Below are 21,499 nucleotides of genomic sequence, written 5' to 3' on the forward strand. Positions count from 1 at the left end.
AGGTTCAGCCAGCCCGTTGGGTCGGACGACAGGCCTCGAAAGCGGCATCGATGACGGCAAGCTTGGCGGCCTGTACGGTCATATATTCCTGGTAGAAGCTGTTCGAGACCCACATCACCGAATGTCCGCGCCGGCCCATCCAGCCGACGCTGCCGAGCTTTTCGGCGTCGCGCAATTTGCGCGCCAGATGGGTGCGCGAGAGTTTTAACCAACTGGCGAATTCGCCGATCGAAACCACGCTGGTCGGGATCCGGTCGAGGCTGGCATTGTCCGGGTCGATGCCGGACATCAGCCAATCCATGACGATGCCGCCATTGTTGAGCCAGATAAACAGCGAAAAGGTCTGCTTGGGTTCGCGCACCGGGTTGGAGGAAAGCAGGCCTTCCGCCACCATCGGCTGCAGCCTGGCGATCATGCCGTGCTGCTCGAGAAACACGGTGAGGCGGTTGCCGCCGTCGAGACCGTCGAGTGTGCGCAGATGTGCGACCACCCAGCCATCGAATTCCTTCAGCGTCGCCGCCGTCACCTGAAAGGGGTGGGCTCGTCCGTCGCCGGTATGCGGCAGGTATTCGATGATGTGATAGTGCAGCATCTCCTTGATGAAGGCCTCGGCCGTGTTGCGGCTGGCGACTGAATAGTGAAGCACGTCATCGATGAAGCGGGCCAGTGTCAGTTCCGTGCGAGGATCGCGCGGATCGCGAGCGAAATGCAGGGCAAGGCCGGTGTGGGCCAGCAGCCAGCGCTGTTGCGTGGCGAATACGGCGGCCAGGCGCGGGCTCGTTTCATAGATGTGCAGCAGCGCTTTCGACTGCGCCTGGACATGACGATGCAGCGCCGGATGGCCGGCAATATATTCGAAATTCAGCGCCATCCTCCTCGTCCTCCGGCCAGCCCCCCGGCAGCGAAGACGCAACCACATTTCCAGCCTTAGCCGCCCGTGTCCAGCCATGCCAACCCGGACAAAAGGCCTAGAGCTGTCGATGGTTCCACAGACACGTTGAAACCGCCCCATCTCTTTGATTTTGGGGCAATTGCTCGGGGAAAGCGCCACGCGCTTTTCCCAGGAAAACCGTTTCACACTTTTCCCGCGATTGCTCTTGTCCGTTCGCGCCCGGCCGACGGCGCAGCCAGCATCGTCGCGCAGAATGCCGATGCCCTTGGTAGCGGAGTGCCGCTGCCGGTCTTCTTCACCGGCTTCGCCGTGAATGGGGATGCGCAGACCCCTGATCGAAGACCCGCACTTCGACAAGGCAGCGCTCTGCCGCAGCATGGCGACAGTTGCCGTGGTGTGTGTCGTCGCGTCGGCCCAATGAGCGGCGGTAGCGAGGCCGCCGATTTGTTTCAGGGATTGCGGCCTGTAGGCCTGCCCGTGCGCGAAAATGATGTCCGCAGGCGGTAGCGGTCGCCGGCGTAGCGGATGGTCGAGGACAGCAGCGGCCGGCCGACGGTGTCGACGATGAGCTGGCGCATCACCAAAGTGGATTTGCCGACGTCGATGTCGAGGTGCCGCGCCAGAACAGGATCGGCATCATGCGCCTCGATCGTGGTTTCGGCGCGTGCCAGGTCGACACCGGCATCGATCAGCAGGCCAAACAGCGACGCATTGCTGAAGTCGATGCGGCTGAGATCGGGAACGAGGCTTGCTGCAAAGAACGAGGTGTCGACGGCGACCGGGACCTGGTCGAGGCGGCGGATACGCTCGAGGTGAAACAGCGTCGCACCCGGCGCGATGGAAAGCTCCTCGGCCTCGTCAAGCGAGGCCGGCGCCTGTTCGGCGCGCAACACGTTGGAAGAGGGCGTCAGGCCGAGGCGTTTGGCGGTCTCGCTGAAGGATTCCAGCGTGTTGGGAAACTCCTTCGGCACCTTGGACGAGACATACCAGCCGCGCCCGTGCGAGGGCGTCAGCACGCCTTCCTCGACGAGGCTCTGCAAGGCCCGGCGCAAGGTCACCCTTGAGATCGACATGCGCGTGAACAGGTCGCGCTCGGCCGGCAGGCGCGCGCCGGAGGCAAGCTTGCCTGACGCGATCTCCTGCAGGATCGCATCGGCGGCCTGCCGCCAGAGTGGTTCGGGTCCGTCCGACTGCAGTGGCGAGCCCTCCATCACGGTCACCCCTTGATCTTTTCCCATACGCCCGTTCGCATCGAACGGTAGCAGGCGTCAATTATGTGGTTGACGATGACGCCATCCTCGAAGGTTTCCAATGGCGTTGTCCCGGCCGCGAAGTGATCGACAAAATGGCGCATCTGTTGCGAAAAGCCATAGGCGCGGGTTTCCTCCGGCACCGGATAGACCCAGCCGGTCTCGGCATCGGCCTTTTCGACGAGATAGCCCACCGGCTTCTCGATGAAGCCCCAGACCGGGCCGACCGACGTGTCGGTGACGATGCGGCCGGCGGAGCCGACGAGTTCGTGGCGCAGCTGCATGCCGCCTTTCTCGATCCATGAGGATTCGATCGTGGCGAGTTGGCCGCCTGCGAACTTCAACAGCGCGATTGCGGTGTCTTCCCCGGTTGTCTTATCACCGTGGACGAGTGTTGCGCCCCAGGCCATCACTTCGGTGATCTCATTGTCCTTGCCGAAGAAGTGGCGGGCGCTCTCGACGGTGTGGCAGCCCATGTCGAGCAGGGCGCCGCCGCCGGCCAACTCGGCGTTCCAGAAATGCGGCGCGTGCGGCCCGGAATGCGCCTCACGCGCCCGCATGGTCAAGAGATTGCCGATGCCGCCGGCCTGGATCATCTGGTGGGCCTTGGCGATGTTGGGGGAAAACACCGCGCATTCGGCATAGCCGTGCCAGATGCCGGCGCGCTGGACGATGTCGAGGATTTCCTGCGCCTCCTTGCCGGTCCGCGCCAGCGGCTTGGTGCAGATGACGGCCTTGCCGTGTTTGGCGGCCGTCCTGACGGCTTCGAGATGGATTTCGTTGGGCAGCGCGATTACCACCAGACCGACCTTGGGATCGGCGCACAGCGCGTCGATATCCCGGTGGGCGGTGACCTTGGGACCCCATTTCTTGGCGAAGGCCGTGGCGCGCTCGAAACTGCGCGAGGAGCAGGCCACGAGCTCGGCATTGCGCACGTCGAGCAGCGAGTCCGCGTAGGTCTCCGCAATGAAGCCCGAACCCAGAATTCCAACTCCAATCATACAGTCCTCCCAGATTTTTTGCCGTCAATCCGATGCTGCCAGCCGGACAGCGACCTCTCGATGAGAAAAGACAACACAATACCACTTGTCACAAGATGTATCAGTAGGTATGGTCCGAGGCAACAGTGCAAAATCGTGAATCCACACGAGGCACCATCTTGAGGGAGAGCAGGACAATGCGTTCCATACGTGTATCGATCCCGCTGGCGGCGACGCTTGGCGTGATGTTTTCAAGCGGCGTCGGCGCCGCATTTGCCGACCCGGTGACCATCACCTTGAACAGCTGGCGCACCGAGGACATCGCGGTGTGGCAGGACACCATCCTGCCGGCCTTCGAGGCCAAGCACCCTGATATCAAGGTCGAGTTCGCGCCGATCAACACCAACGAGTATAACGCCGCGGTACAGTCGCAGATCGAAGGCGGCGCCGGTGGCGACCTGATCACCTGTCGCCCGTTCGACGTGAACCGCGAATGGATCAAGCGCGGCTATTTCGAATCGCTGGAAGGCCTGCCGGGCCTGGCGAATTTCGACAAGACCTCGCGCGCCGCGTGGTCGGGTGCGGACGACAAGACCTACTGCCTGCCGGTCGCCGCCGTGCTCGCCGGCTTCTACTACAATGCCGACATCTTCAAGGAACTGGGCCTGAAGGTGCCGACCACCAGCGCCGAGTTCATCGACGTGCTCACGGCAATCAAGAAGGACGGCCGCTACACGCCGCTCGCCTATGGTTCGGCCGAATCCTGGCAGCTCGCCTATAACGGTCTGTACTCGATCGGCCCTGCCTACTGGAAAGGCGAGGAGGGTCGGCTCGGCCTGATCGACGGCAAGAAGAAGCTGACCGATCCGGAATTCGTCGACGCCATTGCTGCTTTCGAAGCCTGGAAGCCGTTCCTGCCGTCGGGTCAGGAAAGCCTGAACTATGCGGACATGACGCAGCTGTTCACGCTCGGCAAGGCGGCCATCCTTCCCGACGGTTCGTGGGACATCAACCAGGCGACCTCGACCGGCCTCAACGTCGGCGTGTTCGGGCCGCCGGTGCCGAAGGCTGGCGACAAGCGCTACCTCCAGGAAATGCCTGACATGGGCATCGGCATCAACGCCAAGAGCGCGCACAAGGACGCGGCCAAGACCTTCCTCGACTGGGTTGCCGGTCCTGAATTCCAGGAGCTCTATGTCAACGCCGCGCCTGGCTTCTTTGCCATGAGCTCGAAGCCGGTGACCTACAAGAACAAGCTGGCGCAAGACTTTGCCGACCTGAAGAAAGGCGCCGAACTGACGCCGCGCCTGGCGCTGGATCGCCTGAGTGCCGGCACGCCGCCGCTCGACGACGAGACCTGGCGCCTGCTGCAGGTGATGTTCACCAAGTCCGATGTCACGCCGCAGCAGGTTGCGACCGAACTCCAGGCCGGGCTCGCCTCCTGGTACGGACCGCAGAAGAAGTAATCCGGCACCGCTTCGCGCATGCCTTGCCATGAGGCGGGGCATGCGCAAGCCTGACGACATGCCGGCGCATTCGTGCCGGCATGAAGATGAGGTTTTGCTTTGATATCTCCCGCTGCCGCTTATCGAAACCTGTTGCTGTTCGTTCTGCCGGCGCTGGCCGTTTATCTGGTCTTTGCCGTGCTGCCGCTGGCGACCTCGATCGTCATGAGCTTCTTCCAGACCAGCGGCGCCTCGGGTGACGTCTTTGTCGGCCTTGCCAATTACGAGCGGCTGTTTACGCACCCGACCATCAGCGCCCGTTTCTGGAATGCACTGCTCAACAACATGCAGTATTTCGCCATCCATCTGATTGTCGAAGTGCCGATGGGGCTGCTGCTGGCGGCATTGCTCACGTCGGGAAAACTGGCGCGATCGGAAGGCATCTACCGCACGCTGCTGTTCATCCCGGCGACGCTGTCGGTGGTCATTGTCGGCTTTGTCTGGCGGCTGATCATCAACCCGCTCTGGGGCCTGGTCGGCTTCCCGCTGCTGGGCACGGAATCGACGGCGCTCACCACCATTTCGCTAATGTCGGTCTGGCAGTATTTCGGCATCCCGATGGTCTTCCTCTACAGCGCCTTGCTGGCCGTGCCCAACGAGCTGGTCGAAGCCGCCAACATCGACGGCGCCGGCGGCTGGACGACCTTCTGGAAGATCAAGTTCCCGCTGATCGCGCCGCAATTCGGGCTGATCGCCATCCTCACCTACATCTGGACGTTCAACGGTTTCGACTTGGTGTTTGCGCTCAACGGATCAGCGCCCGGTCCGAACTACAGCACCGATATTCTCGGCACCTATTTCTACCGCACCTTCTTCGGCTCGAGCGGCCAGCTTGCCGATCTCGATCTGGGTAGCGCGGTTGCAACGGTCATCTTCCTCACGGTGTTGCTGGTTACCGCGGCCTATTTCTGGCTGATCCAGCGCCGCCTGAAATCCTATTCGGTCTAGGAGCTGAGATGAGCGCCCAGGATCTCACTATCTCAGCCTCTCGCCGCCGCCAGGACCGCGAACCGTGGACGGTCGAGCGCATCATCGTGCATGCGCTGCTGATCGTTTTCGTTCTGCTCGCCATCGGGCCGGTGCTGATCGTCATCATCAATTCGCTGAAGACAACGCCGGCGATTTTTGGCGGGCCGTTCGACCTGCCGACGGCCAAGACCTTCAGCCTCGAAGGCTACAAGCGCGTCTTCACCCGCGGCAATTTCATCGTCAATTACCGCAACAGCCTTGTCGTTACCGTGACGACGATCGGGCTGACCGTGGTGCTGTCGACGCTCGCCGCGTTCGCACTGGTCGAGTACCGCGTGCGGCTGGCGTCGTTGCTCGGCGGCCTGTTCGTGCTCGGCATCATGCTGCCGATCCGGCTCGGCACCATCCCGCTGATCCAGATGATGCTGGCCTGGCGGCTGATGGACACGCTGGCGGCGCTCATCCTCGTCTACACCGCCATGAGCATTCCGATCGCGGTGACGCTGATGGTCACCTATTTTCGCACCGTTCCGACAGACCTCAAGGAAGCGGCGCGCATGGATGGCGCGAGCGAATTGCGCACCTTCTGGATCGTGCTGCCGCTGGTCAGACCGGGCCTCGCCGCGGTCGCGGCACTGACCATGCTGCCGGTCTGGAACGACCTCTGGTTCCCGCTGATCCTGGCGCCAAGCCGGCAGAACCAGACGGTGACGCTCGGTGTGCAGCAATTCGTCGGCCAGTTCATGAACGACTATCCGGCACTGCTTGCCGCACTGACGCTCGGCGCGGTGCCGCTGGTGCTGCTGTTCACCCTGTTCTCGCGGCAATTCATCAGCGGCCTGAGCAAGGGCTACAGCAAGTGATTTTCCACGCGCACCAATTTCGAACTGATGGAACATTGAGATGCAGATAGGCACTTACATTCGCCGGCAGCCCGCGACACTCACCAGCCTGCCAGCGGCAATCGGCGCGGAACTCGACAGTTTTTCCGGCCTGCGCCAGACGCCGGAGCGGATCGTGCTGCTTGGCACCGGCTCGTCGATGAATGCGCTGCTGGCCGGCGCCGAGGCGCTGGAAGAGGGCACGGGCGCCTCGGTGATCGCCAAGGAGCCGGAGGCTTTCCTGCGCCTGCCGCCCAGGGCATCGGGCCAGCGCACGCTGGTTCTGGCGGCGTCGCAGTCCGGCATGAGCATCACCACGATCGAAGCGGTGCGCCTGTCGGTGCAACTCGGATTCCCGACGCTTGTCATCACCGGCGAGGCCGGCAGCCTGATTACCGAGACCGGCGCCGAGATCATCGTCATGCCGATCGGTCCGGAGACGGTCGGTCCCAAGACCATGGGTTACACCGCGACCGTTATTTCGGTGCTGGCGGTCGCCGCAAAGCTCGCCAACAAGACGGTCGATGTGTCGAGACTGATCGCCCAGCTGGAGCAGACGGCTGAAACCGGTCTTGTGGCTGCGAAAGATCTGGTCGCCCGCTTCGGCGTTCCCGATTACATTCTGGTCGCCGGGCAGGCGACGCATCTTGGCACGGCGCTCGAAGCGTCGCTTAAGATCGCCGAAATCAGTGGCGTGCCGACCTCGGCCTTCGACACCGAAGAGGCTCTGCACGGCCATGTCTATGGCACGACCGACAAGAGCCTGGTGATCGCCATCGCGCAGACCGAGACCGAGGCGAAAGTCGCCGCCAATCTCGGCGAGGCATTGGCCGAACTTGGGCCGCGCACCGTCGTCCTCAACCTCTCGGGATATCCGACGCCCTTCGATCTCGATGTCAGCTGGCCGACAGCGCCGGAGCAGCAATGGCTCGCCGGCTGCTGGGCGCCGATGCCGCTGCAATGGTATGGCTGCGAGCTGGCGATCGCGCGCGGCATCGATCCCGACAAGATGATCTACCCCAACCTCGGACGGCGGCTCAACGTGCGCATCCGCAAGGAGGCGTGATGGTAACCGCTGTTGGAATCGACATTGGCGGCAGCCTAGTCAAACTTGGCGTCGTCGACGGTTCAGGCAAGGTCCTAGCGCGCGGTGCTGTGCCTGTGCATCGCGATATCGAGTTCGCGGAGTTCGTCCATCTGGTCACCGAGGCGACCGAAGCGCTGAGAAAGGCGTATCCCGATATCGCGGCTATCGGCATCGGTGTGCCCGGCACGCCCAATCCCGAGACCGGTATGCTCAACGGACGCTGCCCGGCGATCCCGGCGCTGCTGAAGGGATCGCTGTCAAAGCTGTTCGCCATTCGCTTCGGCGTGCCGGCCGTTGTCCGCAATGATGCGGTCAGCGCCACCCATGGCGAAATGCGCCACGGCGCCGGGCGTCCGTTTTCGCGCTTCGCGCTGCTGACGCTCGGCACCGGCATTGGCGGGTCCATGGTCATCGACCGCAAGGTCATCGACGGTCCGGACGGACTGCCGCCGCAGTTCGGCTGCATCTCGCTCGACCCGGCCCGCACCGACATCGCCGATCCCGTGCCGGGCATGGTCGAGAACCTCGCCAGCGCCCGCGCGCTGGTGAACCGCTATCGCCAGCTGAAACCGGACACCGACGCCAAGGACGCCGAGACCGTCGTCGATCTCGCCAAGCAAGGTGATGCGATCGCACTGCAGGTCGTCGACGAGGTGGCGCGCTGGCTCGGCCAGATGATCGGCATCATGTCGAACATGCTCAACATCGAGGCGGCGATCATCGGCGGCGGCTTGTCGCTGGCCGGTCCCTTCTTCATCGATCGCATTGCGAGCAATGTCAGGGATTTCGTCCTGCTCAAGCCCGGCCGGCCGCCGGTGATCGTGGCGGCCGAGCATGGCAACGATGCCGGCGTGATCGGCACGGCGGCACTGGCGCTCGATATGTTCGCGCCTACGGCAAAGGAATAGCGCCATGGCCGATGTCGAACTGCGCAAGATTTCCAAGAGCTTTCAGAACCTGAAGGTCGTGCACGATATCGATCTCGAGATCGCCGAGGGCGAGTTCGTCGTCCTCGTCGGCCCCTCGGGCTGCGGCAAGTCGACGACGCTGCGCATGGTGGCGGGACTGGACCGGCCGAGCGGCGGCGAGATCCTTATCGGCGGCAGGCTGGTCAACAACATCCAGGCCAGGGATCGCGACATCGCGATGGTCTTCCAGAGCTACGCGCTCTATCCGCAGATGACGGTGGCGCAGAACATGGCCTTCGGCCTGCGCATCCGCAAAGTGCCGGACGCGGAGGTAACACAACGCATCGCCCGTGTCGCCGACATGCTCGATCTCAGCGAGCTTTTGCAGCGCAAGCCGCACCAGCTGTCCGGCGGGCAACGCCAGCGCGTTGCCATGGGCCGCGCCATGGTGCGCCAGCCGAAAGTGTTCCTGTTCGACGAGCCGCTTTCCAACCTCGACGCCAAGCTGCGCGGCAAGATGCGCGCCGAGATCAAAAGGCTGCACCAGATGGTCGCCACCACCACGGTCTACGTCACCCACGACCAGGTCGAAGCGATGACATTGGCCGACCGCGTCGTGGTGATGAACAAGGGGCGCATCGAACAGATCGGGCCGCCCAACGATCTCTACCATGAACCGGCCAGCCGCTTCGTCGCCGGCTTCATCGGCAGCCCCGGCATGAACTTCTTCAAATGCCGGCTGGAGGCGCACGGCGACAGGCTGGCGGTGGTGCTGGCGGACGGAACCGAACTCGCGGTGCCGGCTGCCCGCACCGCGCGCTATGCCGGCCATGTCGGGCGCGAACTGGAATTCGGCCTGCGTCCGGAGCACATCACCGAACGGCGCGAGCGGCCCGATGTCGTCGACATCAAGGCCGGTGTCGAAGTGGTCGAGCCGATGGGCATGGAGACGCTGCTGCATGTGCTGATTGCCGGCGGCGAGGCAACGGCTCGCATCGATCCCGCAGCGACGCCGAAGCCCGGCGAGACGGCGACGCTAGCGCTCGCCATGGCGCATATGCATCTGCTCGATCCCGAAAGCGGCAAGGTGCTCTGAAATGCGAAGGCTCAGACGCCGGCCATAACCGGTCGGCCACACATTCGCGTGTCGAAATGTAAAAACAATATATTATCCGTTGACAAATATAATTTTGGAGCGAATTTTTAGGTGCGGCGCCAGACAACCGTGATGGCCCTCGGGGTCATCTCCATGCAGTCCCAGGAATGTGCCGGTCATGATCGACATCCACAGTGTGTCAAAATCCTTCGTGACCAGGGACGCCGATCCCGTCCATGCGCTGAACCAGGTCAGCCTCGAAATCTACGACAATGAGTTTTTCACGCTGCTCGGACCATCGGGCTGCGGCAAGACAACCCTTTTGCGCCTGATCGCCGGCTTCGAGGCGCCGAGCTCCGGCGCCATCCGCATCGCCGGCAATGATGTCGCTGCCCTGCCGCCGCAGAAGCGGCCGGTCAACACGGTGTTCCAGAGCTACGCGCTGTTCCCGCATATGAGCGTGGCCGAGAATGTCGCCTTCGGGCTGGAAATGCAGAACGCACCAAAATCGCTGATCGACGAGCGCGTCAGGGAAGCGCTGGAAATGGTGCGGCTGGAAGGCTTCGCCACGCGGCGTCCGGCACAATTGTCCGGTGGCCAGCAGCAGCGCGTCGCGGTGGCGCGGGCTCTCGCTCCCAAGCCCAGCGTGCTTTTGCTCGACGAGCCGCTGTCGGCGCTCGACCTCAAACTGCGCAAGGGCATGCAGAGCGAATTGAAACGGCTGCAGCGCGAGACCGGCATCACCTTCGTGCTGGTTACGCACGACCAGGAAGAGGCACTGGCCATGTCCGACCGCATCGCGGTGATGCGCAGCGGCGATGTGCTGCAGGTCGGCACGCCGAGGGACATCTACGACAATCCGCAGGATCGCTTCGTTGCCGACTTCATCGGCGAGTCCAACCTTTTGCCCGGCGCTGCCCTTGGCCGCGATCCGGCCAAAACCATCGTCGTGCGGCCGGAACACATCGTGGTGTCGCCGGTATCGGACGGTGCCAAGGGACACGCCACGGGCGCTGTCTCCGCCATCACCTTCCTCGGCTCCGACACGCTCTATGAGGTCGTACTGGAGGAGGGGGCGAAGCTGCATTCGCGCTCGCGCGGTGGCGCCGCGCTTTCGACAGGCGACAGGGTGATCGTCGACTGGGCGCGCGGCGTCGAACGCGAACTGGCGAACTGAGATGGGTCCGAACCGCACCTGGCTCCTGATTGCGCCGGCCATGCTGGTCATCGGCATCTTCATGGTGCTGCCGCTGTTGCTGGCGGTCGGCTATTCCTTCATGACCGCCAATCCCTATGGCGGCGTCACCGCGCCGGCGACCTTCGATGCCTATCTGCAGTTCCTCTATCAGCGCGATTTCGACGACAGCCTGGTGTTTTCGCCGAGCTACGCGCTGATCATCCTGCGCTCGATTTATCTCGCCATGGCCACCACCTTGATCTGCCTCGTGCTCGGCCTGCCGGTTGCCTGGTACATCGTCTGCCAGACACCGGAGCGCAGACGCATCCTTCTATTTGCCGTCACGCTGCCGTTCTGGATCAACACGCTGATCCGCACCTATTGCTGGATCCTGATCCTGCGCGATGAAGGGCTGGCGAATGGCGCATTGCGCCATGCCGGCATCATCTCCGATCCGCTGCCGCTGCTCTACAATGACGGCTCGATCCTGCTCGGCCTCGTCTACACTTTCCTGCCCTTCATGGTGCTGCCGATCTATTCGACGCTGGAGCGCATCGATGCCCGGCTGATCGAGGCCGCGCACGATCTCTATGCCAGCCGCGCCGCCGTCTTCCGCCGCATCGTCTGGCCGCTGGCGCGGCCCGGCGCGCTGGCCGGCGCCACGCTGGTCTTCGCACCGGCACTGGGTTCGTTCCTGGCGCCCGACCTGCTCGGCGGCGGCAAGAAGCTGCTCATCGGCAGCCTGATCCAGATGCAGTTCACCTCGTCGCGCAACTGGCCGTTTGGCGCGGCACTCTCGACGGTGGTGACGGTCGTCGTGCTGACCGTCTTCGTCATCCGCTCGCGCCGGGCACAGGAGGAACGGGGATGAACGGTGCAAAGCCCTTCGACTGGCGCCATACGCCCGGCCTGTCTGCCTACACAGCGCTGATATTCCTGTTCTTCTACGCGCCGCTGCTGATCCTGGTGATCTATGCCTTCAACTCGAGCCGGCTTGTCACGGTGTGGGCCGGCTTCAGCTTCAAATGGTTCGTCGCAGTCGCCAACAATGGCGCGATCCGCGACGCTGCCTACAACAGCGTCATCATCGCCATCGTCGCCACCATCGCGTCGACGGCGATCGCCACGGCCGGCGCGATCGCGCTGGAACGCGGCCGGCTGCGCTTCGGGCGAGGCGCTGCCACCGCGCTGATCGCGATGCCGCTGGTGGTGCCCGAGATCGTCGTGGCGATCACCACGCTGATCTTCTTTTCCGGGCTCGGCATGCATCATGGGCTCTTCAATCTGATGATCGCCCACACCGTCTTCTGCATCCCGTTCGCGCTGCTGCCGATCCAGGCGCGGCTGCGCGACATGGGCGGCACGCTGGAAGAGGCGGGACGCGACCTCTATGCCGACGAGTGGCGGCTGTTCCGACGCGTCACGCTGCCCTTGCTGCTGCCTGCGATCTCGGCCGGCGCCATCATGGCCTTCGTCGTCTCGCTCGACGATTTCCTGATCTCGATGATGGTATCGAGCGCGGGCTCGACCACGCTGCCCGTCTACATCTACGGCATGATGCGGCTTGGCGTGACGCCGGAGGTCAACGCCATCTCCACCATCCTGCTTGCTGTTTCCATCGTCTTCGTCGCCGCGGCCCTGCTCATCGGACGACGAAACAAGCTTGCCTAGAAATAAGAAAACCAGAGGAGAACGACCATGACCAAATGGAAAGAAGGATTTTCGTCACTAGCCCTTGCTGCAGCCATGCTGGGAGCTATCAGCACCAGCGCGCTCGCCGATGCCGGCGAGCTGCACATCTACAACTGGACCGACTACACGTCGGACGAGATGATCAAGAAGTTCGAGGCCGAGACCGGTATCAAGGTCACCATCGACACCTATGATTCCAACGAGACCGCACTTGCCAAGCTGAGTTCGGGCGCTGCCGGCTATGACGTGATGATCATCAGCAACGACTTCGTGCCGATCTTCGTCAAGCAGAAGCTGTTCCAGGAGGTCGACGCAGGCGCGATGCCGAACTTCAAGAACGTCGATGCGAAGTGGCAGCACCGGCCCTGGGATCCGGATGCGAAATACACCGTGCCATGGGTGTGGGGCACCACCTCCTATTCCGTCGATACCGCCATCTACAAGGGGCCGACAGACAGTTTGAAGCCGCTGTTCGATCCGCCCGCGGAGCTGAAAGGCAAGGTCGGCATGTTCGGTTCGCCGACCGAGGTGATGTCGCTGGCGCTGGTCTATCTCGGCAAGGATCAGTGCAACAGCAATCCGGCTGACCTCAAGGAACTCAACGCCTTGCTCGAGGCGCAGAAACCCTTTGTCAAAGTCTACAATTCCGACGGCATCGTCGAGCGCCAGGTTGCCGGCGAGACGGTCATGCACGAGCAGTGGTCCGGCAAGGCGCTGGCGACACGCCAGCAGAAATCAACCGTCAAATATGTCTATCCCAAGGAAGGTGTTGTCGGCTGGATGGACAATGTCGCCGTGCCGACCAGCGCACCCAATGTCGAGAACGCGAAAAAATTTCTCAACTTCCTGATGGACCCGGAAAACATCGCGCTGCAGCAGAAATACACCGGCTACCAGAGCGCCATCGCCGGATCGAACAAGTTCCTGGCGGCCGACATTGGCGGCTCGCCGGAGTTCAATCCGCCTGCGGATCTGAAGATCTCGTTCGCGCCGTCATGCGACGAGAAGGCGATCCGCGCCTATGACCGGATCTGGACCAATCTGCGCCAGTAGTTGTGACGCAAAACGCCGCTCGTTTGCATGGGCGGCGTTTTGTTTTTCTCGGGAGGAATTCGAGATGAAACGCTACGCCCGCACCGTCGTCTTTGCCGCCGGCAGGTCGGAGACCTCCGCTGCCAGCAGGATGTCGGTGGTGACAGCCAGATGCGCCGCCAGCAATTCGGCCGCCTTCTCGGCGTTGCGATCGAGCACGGCAGTGGCGAGGTCCTGATGTTCCTTGCTGATGTTGCGAGCTCTTGGCGCCAGCGAGACCGATCGGCGGCGGTAGCGCTCGCTCTGGTCATAAAGCTGGTCGCGCAGGCGCAGCAGCCAGTGGCTGTCGCAGCCGGCAACCAGCGCCTTGTGGAAGGCGGCATGCGCGGTCGCCCATTCGTCGCTCGAATGCACCGGATCGTCGGGCGTGTGTTCGGGCGTGCGCGACAGCCGGTGGAGTGCTGCGACCAGTTGCGATTCCCAGGCGACGTCGCCGACCTCGATGGCGCGCCGGATGCACAAAGTCTCGATCTGGATGCGCGTCTTGGTGAGGTCGAGCAGGTCCTCTGCCGAGATAGGTGCGGCACGAAAGCCGCGCTGCGGTTCGGCCACGACAAGGCCTTCCGAGGTCAGCCGCGACAGCGCCTCGCGGATGGCGCCAAGGCTGACCGACAGCCTGTCGCAGAGTTCCTGGACCTTGAGCCGGCTGCCGGGCGCGATCCGGCACGACAACAGGTCGGCACGCAGATCCTCATACGCGCCCTGAGTGAGATTGATCGAGCCTTCCCTAGCCATTCGCTTGCCCGCGGCCGAATCCGTTCATTGAGGAGCCTTGATACATTATCTCAGCCAGAAATCAGAATGCAAAATAATATATTCTCTGTTGACAGATATATAATTTCTCAACAAAGTCCAGCCTTCACCAACGAGGATGTGGCCAGTGCGATTTGCAGCTTATAAATCGCCGCGGGGACCTGGGCTGGCGATTGCCTTGCCGGCAGGCGAGTTCCGCGGCATCGACGCCAGCGATGCGATGTTTCCGGGATGGCTCGACGAACTGATCGCCGAGGGCGGTCAGGCGCTGCAGCTGGCAGCCGAGCGGCTGGCCTGCGGGCGGCGCATCGATGCGAACGCGGTCGAATGGCTGCCGCCGATCTCGACGCCCGGCAAGATCATCTGCGTCGGCCTCAACTATGTCGACCATTCGATCGAAAGCGGTTTTACGCCGCCGGCCTATCCGACCTTGTTCGCCCGCTTCTCGACCAGCCTGATCGGCCATGGCGCGGCCATCCGCCGTCCCGAAGCCTCGATCCAGCTCGACTATGAGGGCGAGATGGTGGCGATCATCGGTAAGGCCGGCCGGCACATCGCGCTGGATAGAGCGCTCAGCCATGTCGCCGGCTATTCCATCTTCAACGATGCCTCCATCCGCGACTTTCAGACCAAGTCGCCGCAATGGACGGTCGGCAAGAACTTCGACGGCACCGGCTCGTTCGGACCGATCTTCGTCACGGCGGACGAGTTGCCGCCCGGCGGCAAGGGCCTGCGCATCCAGACACGGCTCAATGGCGAGATCGTGCAAAACGCCTCGACCAACGACATGATCTTCGATGTCGCCTCGCTGATCTCGATCATCAGCGAAGCCATCACGCTTGAGCCCGGCGACATTCTCGTCACCGGCACGCCTGCCGGTGTCGGCATGGCGCGCAAGCCGCAGTTGTTCATGAAGCATGGCGATGTCTGTGAAATCGAGCTCGAAGGCGTCGGCATCCTGTCCAATGTCGTGGCCGACGACGTCACTGCGGCCCGAGCCGTCAACCAATAACCCCGCCAACTCCGAAAGGACGAAGTCATGACAAGAGTGATGTTTCGAAATGCCATGATCTGGGACGGCACCGGCGCCGATGCCTTTCCGGCCGATCTGCTGGTCGACAATGGCCGCATTGTCACCATCGCGCGTACACCCGGCCAATTGTCGGGCGAGGGCGCGACGACCGTCGAATGCCGCGGCATGACGCTGATGCCGGGCCTGGTCGAAGGCCATGCCCATATCTCCTTCGGCGGCGCGATCAAGGATTCCGATCTCGGCCTGATCCCGCCCGAGGAACATCTTCTGCTCACCATGCGCAACGCCAAGACCTTGCTCGACCATGGCTTCACCAGCGCCTACAGCGCCGCGACCTCGAAGCTGAGGCTCGACATCGTCATCCGCAACGAGATCAATGCCGGCCGCCTGCCAGGCCCGCGCATGCGTGCCGGCAGTCCGGAGATCACGGTCACCGGCGGCCTCGGCGACGAGCGCCAGCAGCATATGTATCACGAGAGCTTCGGCATGATCGCCGACGGCATCGAGGAGATCACCAAGGCGGTGCGGCTGTGCTGCCGCGAAGGCGCCGATAACATCAAGATCAACATCTCCGGCGATGATCTGAGCCCTGCGGCGCATGGCGGCCTGACCGTCATGAGCGAGGCCGAGGTGATGACGGCGGTGTCGGTGGCGCGCGACTTCGGCAAGAAGATCAACTGCCATGCCCGAGCCGCCGGTTCGGTGAAGCGCGCGGTGAAATGCGGCGTCGACGTCATTTACCACTGCGAATCCGCCGACGAAGAAGCGCTCGACGCGCTGGAATCAGCCAAGGACCGCATCTTCGTCGGCCCGGCCATCGGCATCATCTACGGCACGCTCTACGAGGGCGAGCCCTTCGGCTTCACGCATGAGATGGCGGTGAAGTTCGGCATGCAGCGCATCCTCGACGACAGCCGCAAGGTCTACACCGAATTGCGCAAGCGCGGCGTGCGGGCGCTGATCGGCGGCGACTATGGTTTCGCACAGACGCCACAAGGCACCAACGCGCGCGATCTCAAACACTTCGTCGATCTGCTGGGCTATTCACCGAGCGAAGCCTTGCAGTGCGGCACGCGGCTCGGCGGCCAGGTGATGGGTCTCGGCGACGAACTCGGCATGGTCAAGGAAGGCTTCATCGCCGACCTTCTGCTGGTCAATGGCGACCCGCTGAAGGACCTCGACATGATGGTGCATGAGAAGAACCTCATCGTCATCATGAAGGATGGCGAGCTCTACAAGGACCAGTCGGCCTCCGTCGCTTCGCAGCGGCAAGCGGCTTAGGCCCAGGCATCATGCAGCCCGCGGTTCCGATCGATGTCGATGACACCAGCGGCATCTGGCGGACCGACGGGCTGCCCATGGTCTATTTGCCCAGGCATTTCCTGGTGAACAACCATCTCGCGGTCGAGGCAGCCCTCGGCCGCGAGGCGTATCGCGCCATCCTGCGCGCATCGACAGCGAAATCCGCCATCGAATGGTGCGAGGCGCAGGTGCGGGTCAAAGGCCTCGACCCAGAGGCAACCTTCCGCCACTATTTCCAGCGCCTGTCGCAACGCGGCTGGGGCCAGTTCTCGATCGACGTGCTGGATGTCGCCAAGCGCCGCGGCAGCATCAGCCTGAAGAATTCCATCTTCGCCCTGGAAGCAGGCCAGCAGAGGGAACAGCGAGTCTGCTACATGTTCGAAGGCTTCGTCACCGGCGCCTTCTCGTTCCTGCTCGGCCTTGCGGATTCAACACAGGTCGAATGCGAGGAGACCTACTGCGCCTGCGATGGCCGGCAGGGCCATTGCCGTTTCGACTTCGCGGCGTAACACGCCGGTTGTCAGCCGATTGCACCCGTGCATAGAGTTTGTTGACACGATGGAACACAGTGGCATTGCCACGAGTGGAACGACGGCCCTACAAACGCCTGACGACGAATTCTCAGGATAGGGCAGGGGCTACTATGAGTGGCTGGTTGCATACTCTTCCAATCGCTTGGATGGCTCTCGTCGTGTTCGGGGCCACCTATATCGTCGCGTTCATCTTGCACCAGGGCATCGCCGCTCTTTCTGTGGGCTCCACGGCGCGGTCATTCAAGGCGCTTTCGCCTGGCATGTTGCCGCCGCTCGGTATCATCTTTGGCCTATTTGTGGCGTTCACCGCGGCTCAGGTCTGGAGCGACAACGATCACGCCAATGCGGCAGTCAATCGCGAGGCCAGTGCATTGCGGTCGGTCGTGGTTCTGGCGAGCAGCTTTCCCGGGGAGCCCGAGGCGCGCTTACGGACGCTGGTGCGCAGCTATATCGAGGAAACGACGAGCCAGGAGTGGCCGCTGATGGCCAAGAGCGCGGCGACCCTCACCATAATACCGCCGGCGCTTAACGAGGCGCTGCGGACGACGCTGGCCTTGACGCCAAGCAATCCCGGCCAGGAGATCGCGCAGCGCGAGATTACGAGGTGGCTTGAAGACGCGTTCGAGGCGCGTCGCCAACGGGTTCTCGTCAGCTCCGCACAAGTCAACCCAACGAAGTGGGCCTGCCTGATCCTGCAAGCCTTCTGTGCTCTTCTCGCGATCGCGGTCGTTCATAGTGATAACCGAATGGCATCAGCGATCGCTCTTGGGAGTTTTGCGACCGGCGTGGCGGCATCCGTTCTCTTGATTCTCGCCCACGATCGGCCCTTCACGGGAGAGATCGCAGTATCGCCGCAACCGTTGCTCCAAGTTATGCCGGAAGCCAACGCAGGCGGCGACGGATGATACAGGCAGGTGCGAAGCGGCCATGCCGCCGTCGCGCGTGAGACTCTGATTTGGTGACAAGCAAAACAGCAGCCCCTACGACTCGTCCCTCTCATCGCGCAAATTAGACACGACGCGGCGGTTCTGCGACCTGCAGGCGGCGTCGGGGCAATCTCGGACGAGCCTGTCCTTGCCGTAGCCCTTGGCCCACATGCGGTTGCGGTCTATGCCGCCGGCGGCGAGGTAGTCCATCACCGCATCGGCGCGCTGCTGCGACAGCGCCGTTTCACTTGCGCCGGGATCGTCGGCGAAACCCTGCAGCTTGAGCAGCCAGCGCGGATGCTTTGCCAACCAGGCGATCTGGGTGTCGAGGGTGGCCTTGGCGACAGAATCGAGCGCGGCCGAACCTTTCGTGAAATAGGTGCGGCGGCCGACATTGAGGATAAAATCCTCCTCGCTGCCCGGCTGCACGTTCTGGAAGCCGGCAATCTCGGCGTTGGTGACGTCGGGCGTGGAAGGGGCCAGCGTGTTGCTGGTCGAGCAGGATGCGGTCAGCACCAGCAGGCTGGCGGCGAGCAGCCGGCGCGTGTTTTCAATCATGCGGTTCATGATGCGCCAATCATTCGACAGTGGTGGAAGCGGGCGCCTGGTCGGCGATGTGCGGCAGGACCTCCACCGCGGTGCCGATCGGGCACCGCTGGTAGAGGTCGATGATGTCTTCCGGGAACATGCGAATGCAGCCGCTGGAAGCGTCGGTGCCGATGCTCCATGGCTCCAGCGTGCCATGCAGGCGGTAGCCGATGTCGGCGCCGTCGCGGTACAGATAGAGCGCGCGCGGCCCGAGCGGATTGTTGGACGCGCCGCCTGCGATCATGGGCGGTAGTTCCGGCCTGCGCTTGCGCATTTCGGGGGGCGGGACCCATTGCGGCCACAGCGCGCGGCGGTCGATCGTCGCGCGGCCGTACCATTTGAAGCCCTCCTTGCCTACGCCGACGCCGTAGCGGATAGCGGTCTTGTTTTCCATGATGAGGTAGAGGAAGTGGTGACGGGTATCGACCACGACCGTGCCGACCGACTCGCTGCTGAAATACTTGACGATCTGGCGATGCCATCTCTTGTCGATCTTGGCGAAGTTGGTCTTGCGATAGACAAAATCGTTGTCGCTGGCGGTACCGGCGAAAAAGGATTTTGCCGTCGCGGCTTGAGCAATATTGCCGGTTGCACCGGCCGCGACCAGCGCCAGGCCACCGATCACGACACCCCTGCGTGACAAAACCATCGGCAATCCCCCATGCCTTAAGCTGGCGGATCATAGTTGGGAATTACTTCGCCTCAAAGTGGAAAATGCTGCAGTTGGCCGAGAGCGGACCGGCAGCTTTCGGGATCGAAAGTTGGCCTGGATCCGGTCAGCGGGTGCTTCGGGTCCCGGGTGCAACATCAGGCGGTGCCATTTGCACGGATGGCGGCGAACCAACCACCCCGGCGGGGGCGCCAGATTGCTCACCACGTTGGCTCTCTGCTTCGCGGCTCATACCTTGGGGAGCAGTTTGCATCTCCGGAACGGTGAAAACCGGTACCTCGCCCTTGAAACCCTGGAGCTCAAAGGCGCCTGCCTGGACAACCGGCATCGATGCTCCTGCCGCAAAGCCGGGTCCAAGCACCAGGGGGATGCCCAGCTTCTTGGTCGTCGATTCGAGCCGTGCCGCGCGGTTCACCGGGGAGCCGATCGCGGTGTAATCGAAGCGCCGTTCGGAGCCGAAATTGCCTACCGAGCAGATGCCGGTCTCGATGGCGACGCCAATTTCGATGGAGCGATGGCCATCCGCGGTGAAGGCGGCGTCTTCGCGCTTCACCCGCTCGATCAGGGCAAGGCCCGCGTCGAGCGCACGCTCGCGATGATCGGGTTGATCAAGCGGTGCGTTCCAGAAGGCCAGCACCGCATCGCCCATGAACTTGTCGATGGTTCCGTCGCGCTTGAGGATCTCATCGGTAGCAATGCCGAGGAAATGGTTGACCACCTTGGCGATTTCTTGGCTGTCGAGCTGTTCGCTCATCGTCGTGAAGCCGCGTATGTCGCTGAGCAGGATTGTGATCTCGCGCTTTTCGCCGGACAGGATTGCCTCTGTGTCCGAGCTTGCGAGGCGCTGTACCACGGAGGGCGAAAGATATTGCGAGAACTGTCGCGTCAGGGTGGACCGGCGCTGCTCGCTGCGCCTGTAGAGGACATAGCCTTCGAAGCCCGCAACCATGATCGTTGCAAGCGCCGGCTGCAGCGGGTCATAGAGTGCGCCCTGCAGGCTGTACTCGAGAGCGCCGAACACGAACGGCGTGACGGCCAGCAGTGTCAGGGCGAGGGCGCCAACCACGACACGCCCGGCGAGCACTCCGGAAAGCCCGATGAAAACGACGGCACTGAGGAGAAACCAGAGCCGCTCGAGCATTCGCGCGTGCGTTGGCTCTGCCAGGTAGCGCCCGGCAAGCATCTGGGCGATCGCATCGGCGTGGATGTCCGCGCCTGGTCGCGTTGGATGCGTCGGCGTGGGCAGGTACTGCGTCAGTCCCACAGCCGACAGCTCGACAATGGCGATAGCGTTCCGTAGCCGCGGATCGCCATGGCCCGAAAGGATGGTGCTGGCAGACAGGCGGGGCGTATCGGTGACGGTTTCCCAGAGGCGGATGCCCCCCTCCGGCTCGAGTGGCACAATGGCGCCGGCCATCCTGAGCGCGTCGAACCCGGCTGCATTCATGCGGGCTATGTAACCGTCCTGTCCGGCGTAAAGGCGCAGGAGCTCGAGTGAGAAGGACGGCCACAGCTGCACGCCTTGAGCGGTGTTGCGAATCCAGAGCAGCGGCACATGGCGCAGTACGCCGTCGGGATCGGGCAAGGTGCGAATCACGCCGAGGCCCACGGCCGCGTTCGAGAATTCGGCAAGCGAACCGGTCAGGCCGGTGAAGCCGGGAAGTGTATTCGGGACTTGCCCGACGATCGACCAGCCGGCTTTGGGTTCTGCTTCTGAAACCGTCGCCTCGTTGCCCAGGCTGACGGCAAGCGCCGTCCGATTTTTGGCCAGCGCTGCGGCCAAGCGCTTGTCTCCGGCGATGCCCTCAGGCGAGGTGTCGGCTTCGGGGAGTACCAGCGCAAGCCCGACCACCGACGCGCCGGATTGGGTGATGCCATCGACCAGATCGGCCAAGAGGCCACGGTTCCAGGGCCATCGCCCATGTGCATTGAGGCTGGGGTCGTCTATCGAGACGATCACGACAGGATTGCTCGTCGCTTGGCGTGGGGCGAGAAACTGGTAGAAGTCGTACGTGCTTTCGCGCAGGCGCGACAGCGGCCCGTCGAAAGCCAAATGGCAAGCGAGCAGCAAAAGAATGAGCACGAGACCGGATATCTTGCGCCTCACGGTCCAGCGCCAATCGGCCCAGCGCCAATCAGCCCAGGGGCTCATACCGGACGACCGG

At 63.0% G+C, this 21,499-nt stretch carries 21 protein-coding genes; 14 read left to right on the forward strand and 7 right to left on the reverse strand.

The genetic code is table 11. The features are described from left to right. Nucleotides 1-4: 4 nt before the first annotated feature. The 3 genes from H0241_RS11715 to H0241_RS11725 all read right to left on the reverse strand — a co-directional run bounded on the left by H0241_RS11715 (nucleotide 5) and on the right by H0241_RS11725 (nucleotide 3,143). Nucleotides 5-871 (reverse strand): hypothetical protein, encoded by an 867-nt coding sequence (locus tag H0241_RS11715; protein WP_181057563.1) that lies wholly within the window; start codon nucleotides 869-871, stop codon nucleotides 5-7. A 470-nt stretch (nucleotides 872-1,341) separates the two neighbouring features. Beyond that, nucleotides 1,342-2,103 (reverse strand): GntR family transcriptional regulator, encoded by a 762-nt coding sequence (locus tag H0241_RS11720; RefSeq protein WP_235984249.1) that lies wholly within the window; start codon nucleotides 2,101-2,103, stop codon nucleotides 1,342-1,344. A 5-nt stretch (nucleotides 2,104-2,108) separates the two neighbouring features. After that, on the reverse strand, nucleotides 2,109-3,143 hold the full coding sequence (locus H0241_RS11725; RefSeq protein ID WP_181057565.1) for a Gfo/Idh/MocA family protein: 1,035 nt from the start codon (nucleotides 3,141-3,143) through the stop codon (nucleotides 2,109-2,111). Nucleotides 3,144-3,319: 176 nt separating this feature from the next. Here H0241_RS11725 and H0241_RS11730 point away from each other — a divergent pair, with 176 nt between their 5' ends. The 10 genes from H0241_RS11730 (at nucleotide 3,320) to H0241_RS11775 (ending at nucleotide 13,490) form a co-directional block, all read left to right on the forward strand. Further along, on the forward strand, nucleotides 3,320-4,588 hold the full coding sequence (locus tag H0241_RS11730; protein ID WP_181057566.1) for an ABC transporter substrate-binding protein: 1,269 nt from the start codon (nucleotides 3,320-3,322) through the stop codon (nucleotides 4,586-4,588). Nucleotides 4,589-4,720: 132 nt separating this feature from the next. Continuing rightward, nucleotides 4,721-5,575 (forward strand): carbohydrate ABC transporter permease, encoded by an 855-nt coding sequence (locus tag H0241_RS11735; protein WP_235984232.1) that lies wholly within the window; start codon nucleotides 4,721-4,723, stop codon nucleotides 5,573-5,575. An 8-nt stretch (nucleotides 5,576-5,583) separates the two neighbouring features. After that, on the forward strand, nucleotides 5,584-6,459 hold the full coding sequence (locus H0241_RS11740) for a carbohydrate ABC transporter permease (RefSeq protein WP_181057568.1): 876 nt from the start codon (nucleotides 5,584-5,586) through the stop codon (nucleotides 6,457-6,459). Nucleotides 6,460-6,499: 40 nt separating this feature from the next. Next, the gene (locus tag H0241_RS11745; RefSeq protein ID WP_181057569.1) at nucleotides 6,500-7,543 is read left to right on the forward strand and encodes an SIS domain-containing protein; all 1,044 of its coding nucleotides are present in this window, start codon (nucleotides 6,500-6,502) and stop codon (nucleotides 7,541-7,543) included. Beyond that, on the forward strand, nucleotides 7,543-8,472 hold the full coding sequence (locus H0241_RS11750; RefSeq protein ID WP_181057570.1) for an ROK family protein: 930 nt from the start codon (nucleotides 7,543-7,545) through the stop codon (nucleotides 8,470-8,472). Before H0241_RS11745 ends, H0241_RS11750 begins: the two co-directional genes overlap by 1 nt. A 4-nt stretch (nucleotides 8,473-8,476) precedes the next feature. Beyond that, entirely contained in the window at nucleotides 8,477-9,568 is a 1,092-nt protein-coding gene (locus tag H0241_RS11755; RefSeq protein ID WP_181057571.1) for an ABC transporter ATP-binding protein, read from the forward strand. A 178-nt stretch (nucleotides 9,569-9,746) separates the two neighbouring features. Then, nucleotides 9,747-10,745 carry an ABC transporter ATP-binding protein gene (locus H0241_RS11760; RefSeq protein WP_181057572.1) on the forward strand — a complete coding sequence of 333 codons (999 nt, stop codon included), beginning with the start codon at nucleotides 9,747-9,749 and terminating at the stop codon, nucleotides 10,743-10,745. Nucleotide 10,746: 1 nt separating this feature from the next. Beyond that, nucleotides 10,747-11,616, forward strand: a complete 870-nt coding sequence (locus H0241_RS11765) for an ABC transporter permease (RefSeq protein WP_181057573.1) — start codon at nucleotides 10,747-10,749, stop codon at nucleotides 11,614-11,616. Beyond that, nucleotides 11,613-12,416 carry an ABC transporter permease gene (locus tag H0241_RS11770; RefSeq protein ID WP_181057574.1) on the forward strand — a complete coding sequence of 268 codons (804 nt, stop codon included), beginning with the start codon at nucleotides 11,613-11,615 and terminating at the stop codon, nucleotides 12,414-12,416. Before H0241_RS11765 ends, H0241_RS11770 begins: the two co-directional genes overlap by 4 nt. A 27-nt stretch (nucleotides 12,417-12,443) precedes the next feature. Continuing rightward, entirely contained in the window at nucleotides 12,444-13,490 is a 1,047-nt protein-coding gene (locus H0241_RS11775) for an extracellular solute-binding protein (protein WP_210284860.1), read from the forward strand. Nucleotides 13,491-13,562: 72 nt separating this feature from the next. Here the strand turns inward: H0241_RS11775 and H0241_RS11780 are convergent, their stop codons facing one another. Further along, nucleotides 13,563-14,264: a GntR family transcriptional regulator gene (locus H0241_RS11780; RefSeq protein WP_181057575.1), complete on the reverse strand. Its 702-nt coding sequence runs from the start codon at nucleotides 14,262-14,264 to the stop codon at nucleotides 13,563-13,565. 145 nt (nucleotides 14,265-14,409) lie between these two features. Here H0241_RS11780 and H0241_RS11785 point away from each other — a divergent pair, with 145 nt between their 5' ends. The 4 genes from H0241_RS11785 to H0241_RS11800 all read left to right on the forward strand — a co-directional run bounded on the left by H0241_RS11785 (nucleotide 14,410) and on the right by H0241_RS11800 (nucleotide 18,055). Beyond that, a complete protein-coding gene (locus H0241_RS11785; protein ID WP_328824663.1) occupies nucleotides 14,410-15,294 on the forward strand; it encodes a fumarylacetoacetate hydrolase family protein in 885 nt (294 codons plus the stop codon). A 27-nt stretch (nucleotides 15,295-15,321) separates the two neighbouring features. After that, on the forward strand, nucleotides 15,322-16,596 hold the full coding sequence (locus H0241_RS11790) for a metal-dependent hydrolase family protein (RefSeq protein ID WP_181057577.1): 1,275 nt from the start codon (nucleotides 15,322-15,324) through the stop codon (nucleotides 16,594-16,596). A gap of 11 nt (nucleotides 16,597-16,607) precedes the next feature. Then, complete coding sequence (locus tag H0241_RS11795; protein ID WP_181057578.1) at nucleotides 16,608-17,126, forward strand: 4-vinyl reductase; 519 nt, start codon at nucleotides 16,608-16,610, stop codon at nucleotides 17,124-17,126. A gap of 170 nt (nucleotides 17,127-17,296) precedes the next feature. Further along, the gene (locus H0241_RS11800; RefSeq protein ID WP_235984233.1) at nucleotides 17,297-18,055 is read left to right on the forward strand and encodes a bestrophin-like domain; all 759 of its coding nucleotides are present in this window, start codon (nucleotides 17,297-17,299) and stop codon (nucleotides 18,053-18,055) included. Between the two features lie 75 nt (nucleotides 18,056-18,130). On the opposite strand, the gene H0241_RS11805 is transcribed toward H0241_RS11800, so the two are convergent. The 3 genes from H0241_RS11805 to H0241_RS11815 all read right to left on the reverse strand — a co-directional run bounded on the left by H0241_RS11805 (nucleotide 18,131) and on the right by H0241_RS11815 (nucleotide 21,441). Continuing rightward, a complete protein-coding gene (locus H0241_RS11805) occupies nucleotides 18,131-18,643 on the reverse strand; it encodes an OmpA family protein (RefSeq protein ID WP_181057580.1) in 513 nt (170 codons plus the stop codon). 10 nt (nucleotides 18,644-18,653) lie between these two features. Then, on the reverse strand, nucleotides 18,654-19,313 hold the full coding sequence (locus H0241_RS11810; protein ID WP_181057581.1) for a L,D-transpeptidase: 660 nt from the start codon (nucleotides 19,311-19,313) through the stop codon (nucleotides 18,654-18,656). Nucleotides 19,314-19,440: 127 nt separating this feature from the next. Next, a complete protein-coding gene (locus tag H0241_RS11815) occupies nucleotides 19,441-21,441 on the reverse strand; it encodes a CHASE2 domain-containing protein (RefSeq protein ID WP_181057582.1) in 2,001 nt (666 codons plus the stop codon). Nucleotides 21,442-21,499 lie beyond the last annotated feature (58 nt).

The organism is Mesorhizobium neociceri, from assembly GCF_013520985.1.
Classification (GTDB): domain Bacteria; phylum Pseudomonadota; class Alphaproteobacteria; order Rhizobiales; family Rhizobiaceae; genus Mesorhizobium; species Mesorhizobium neociceri.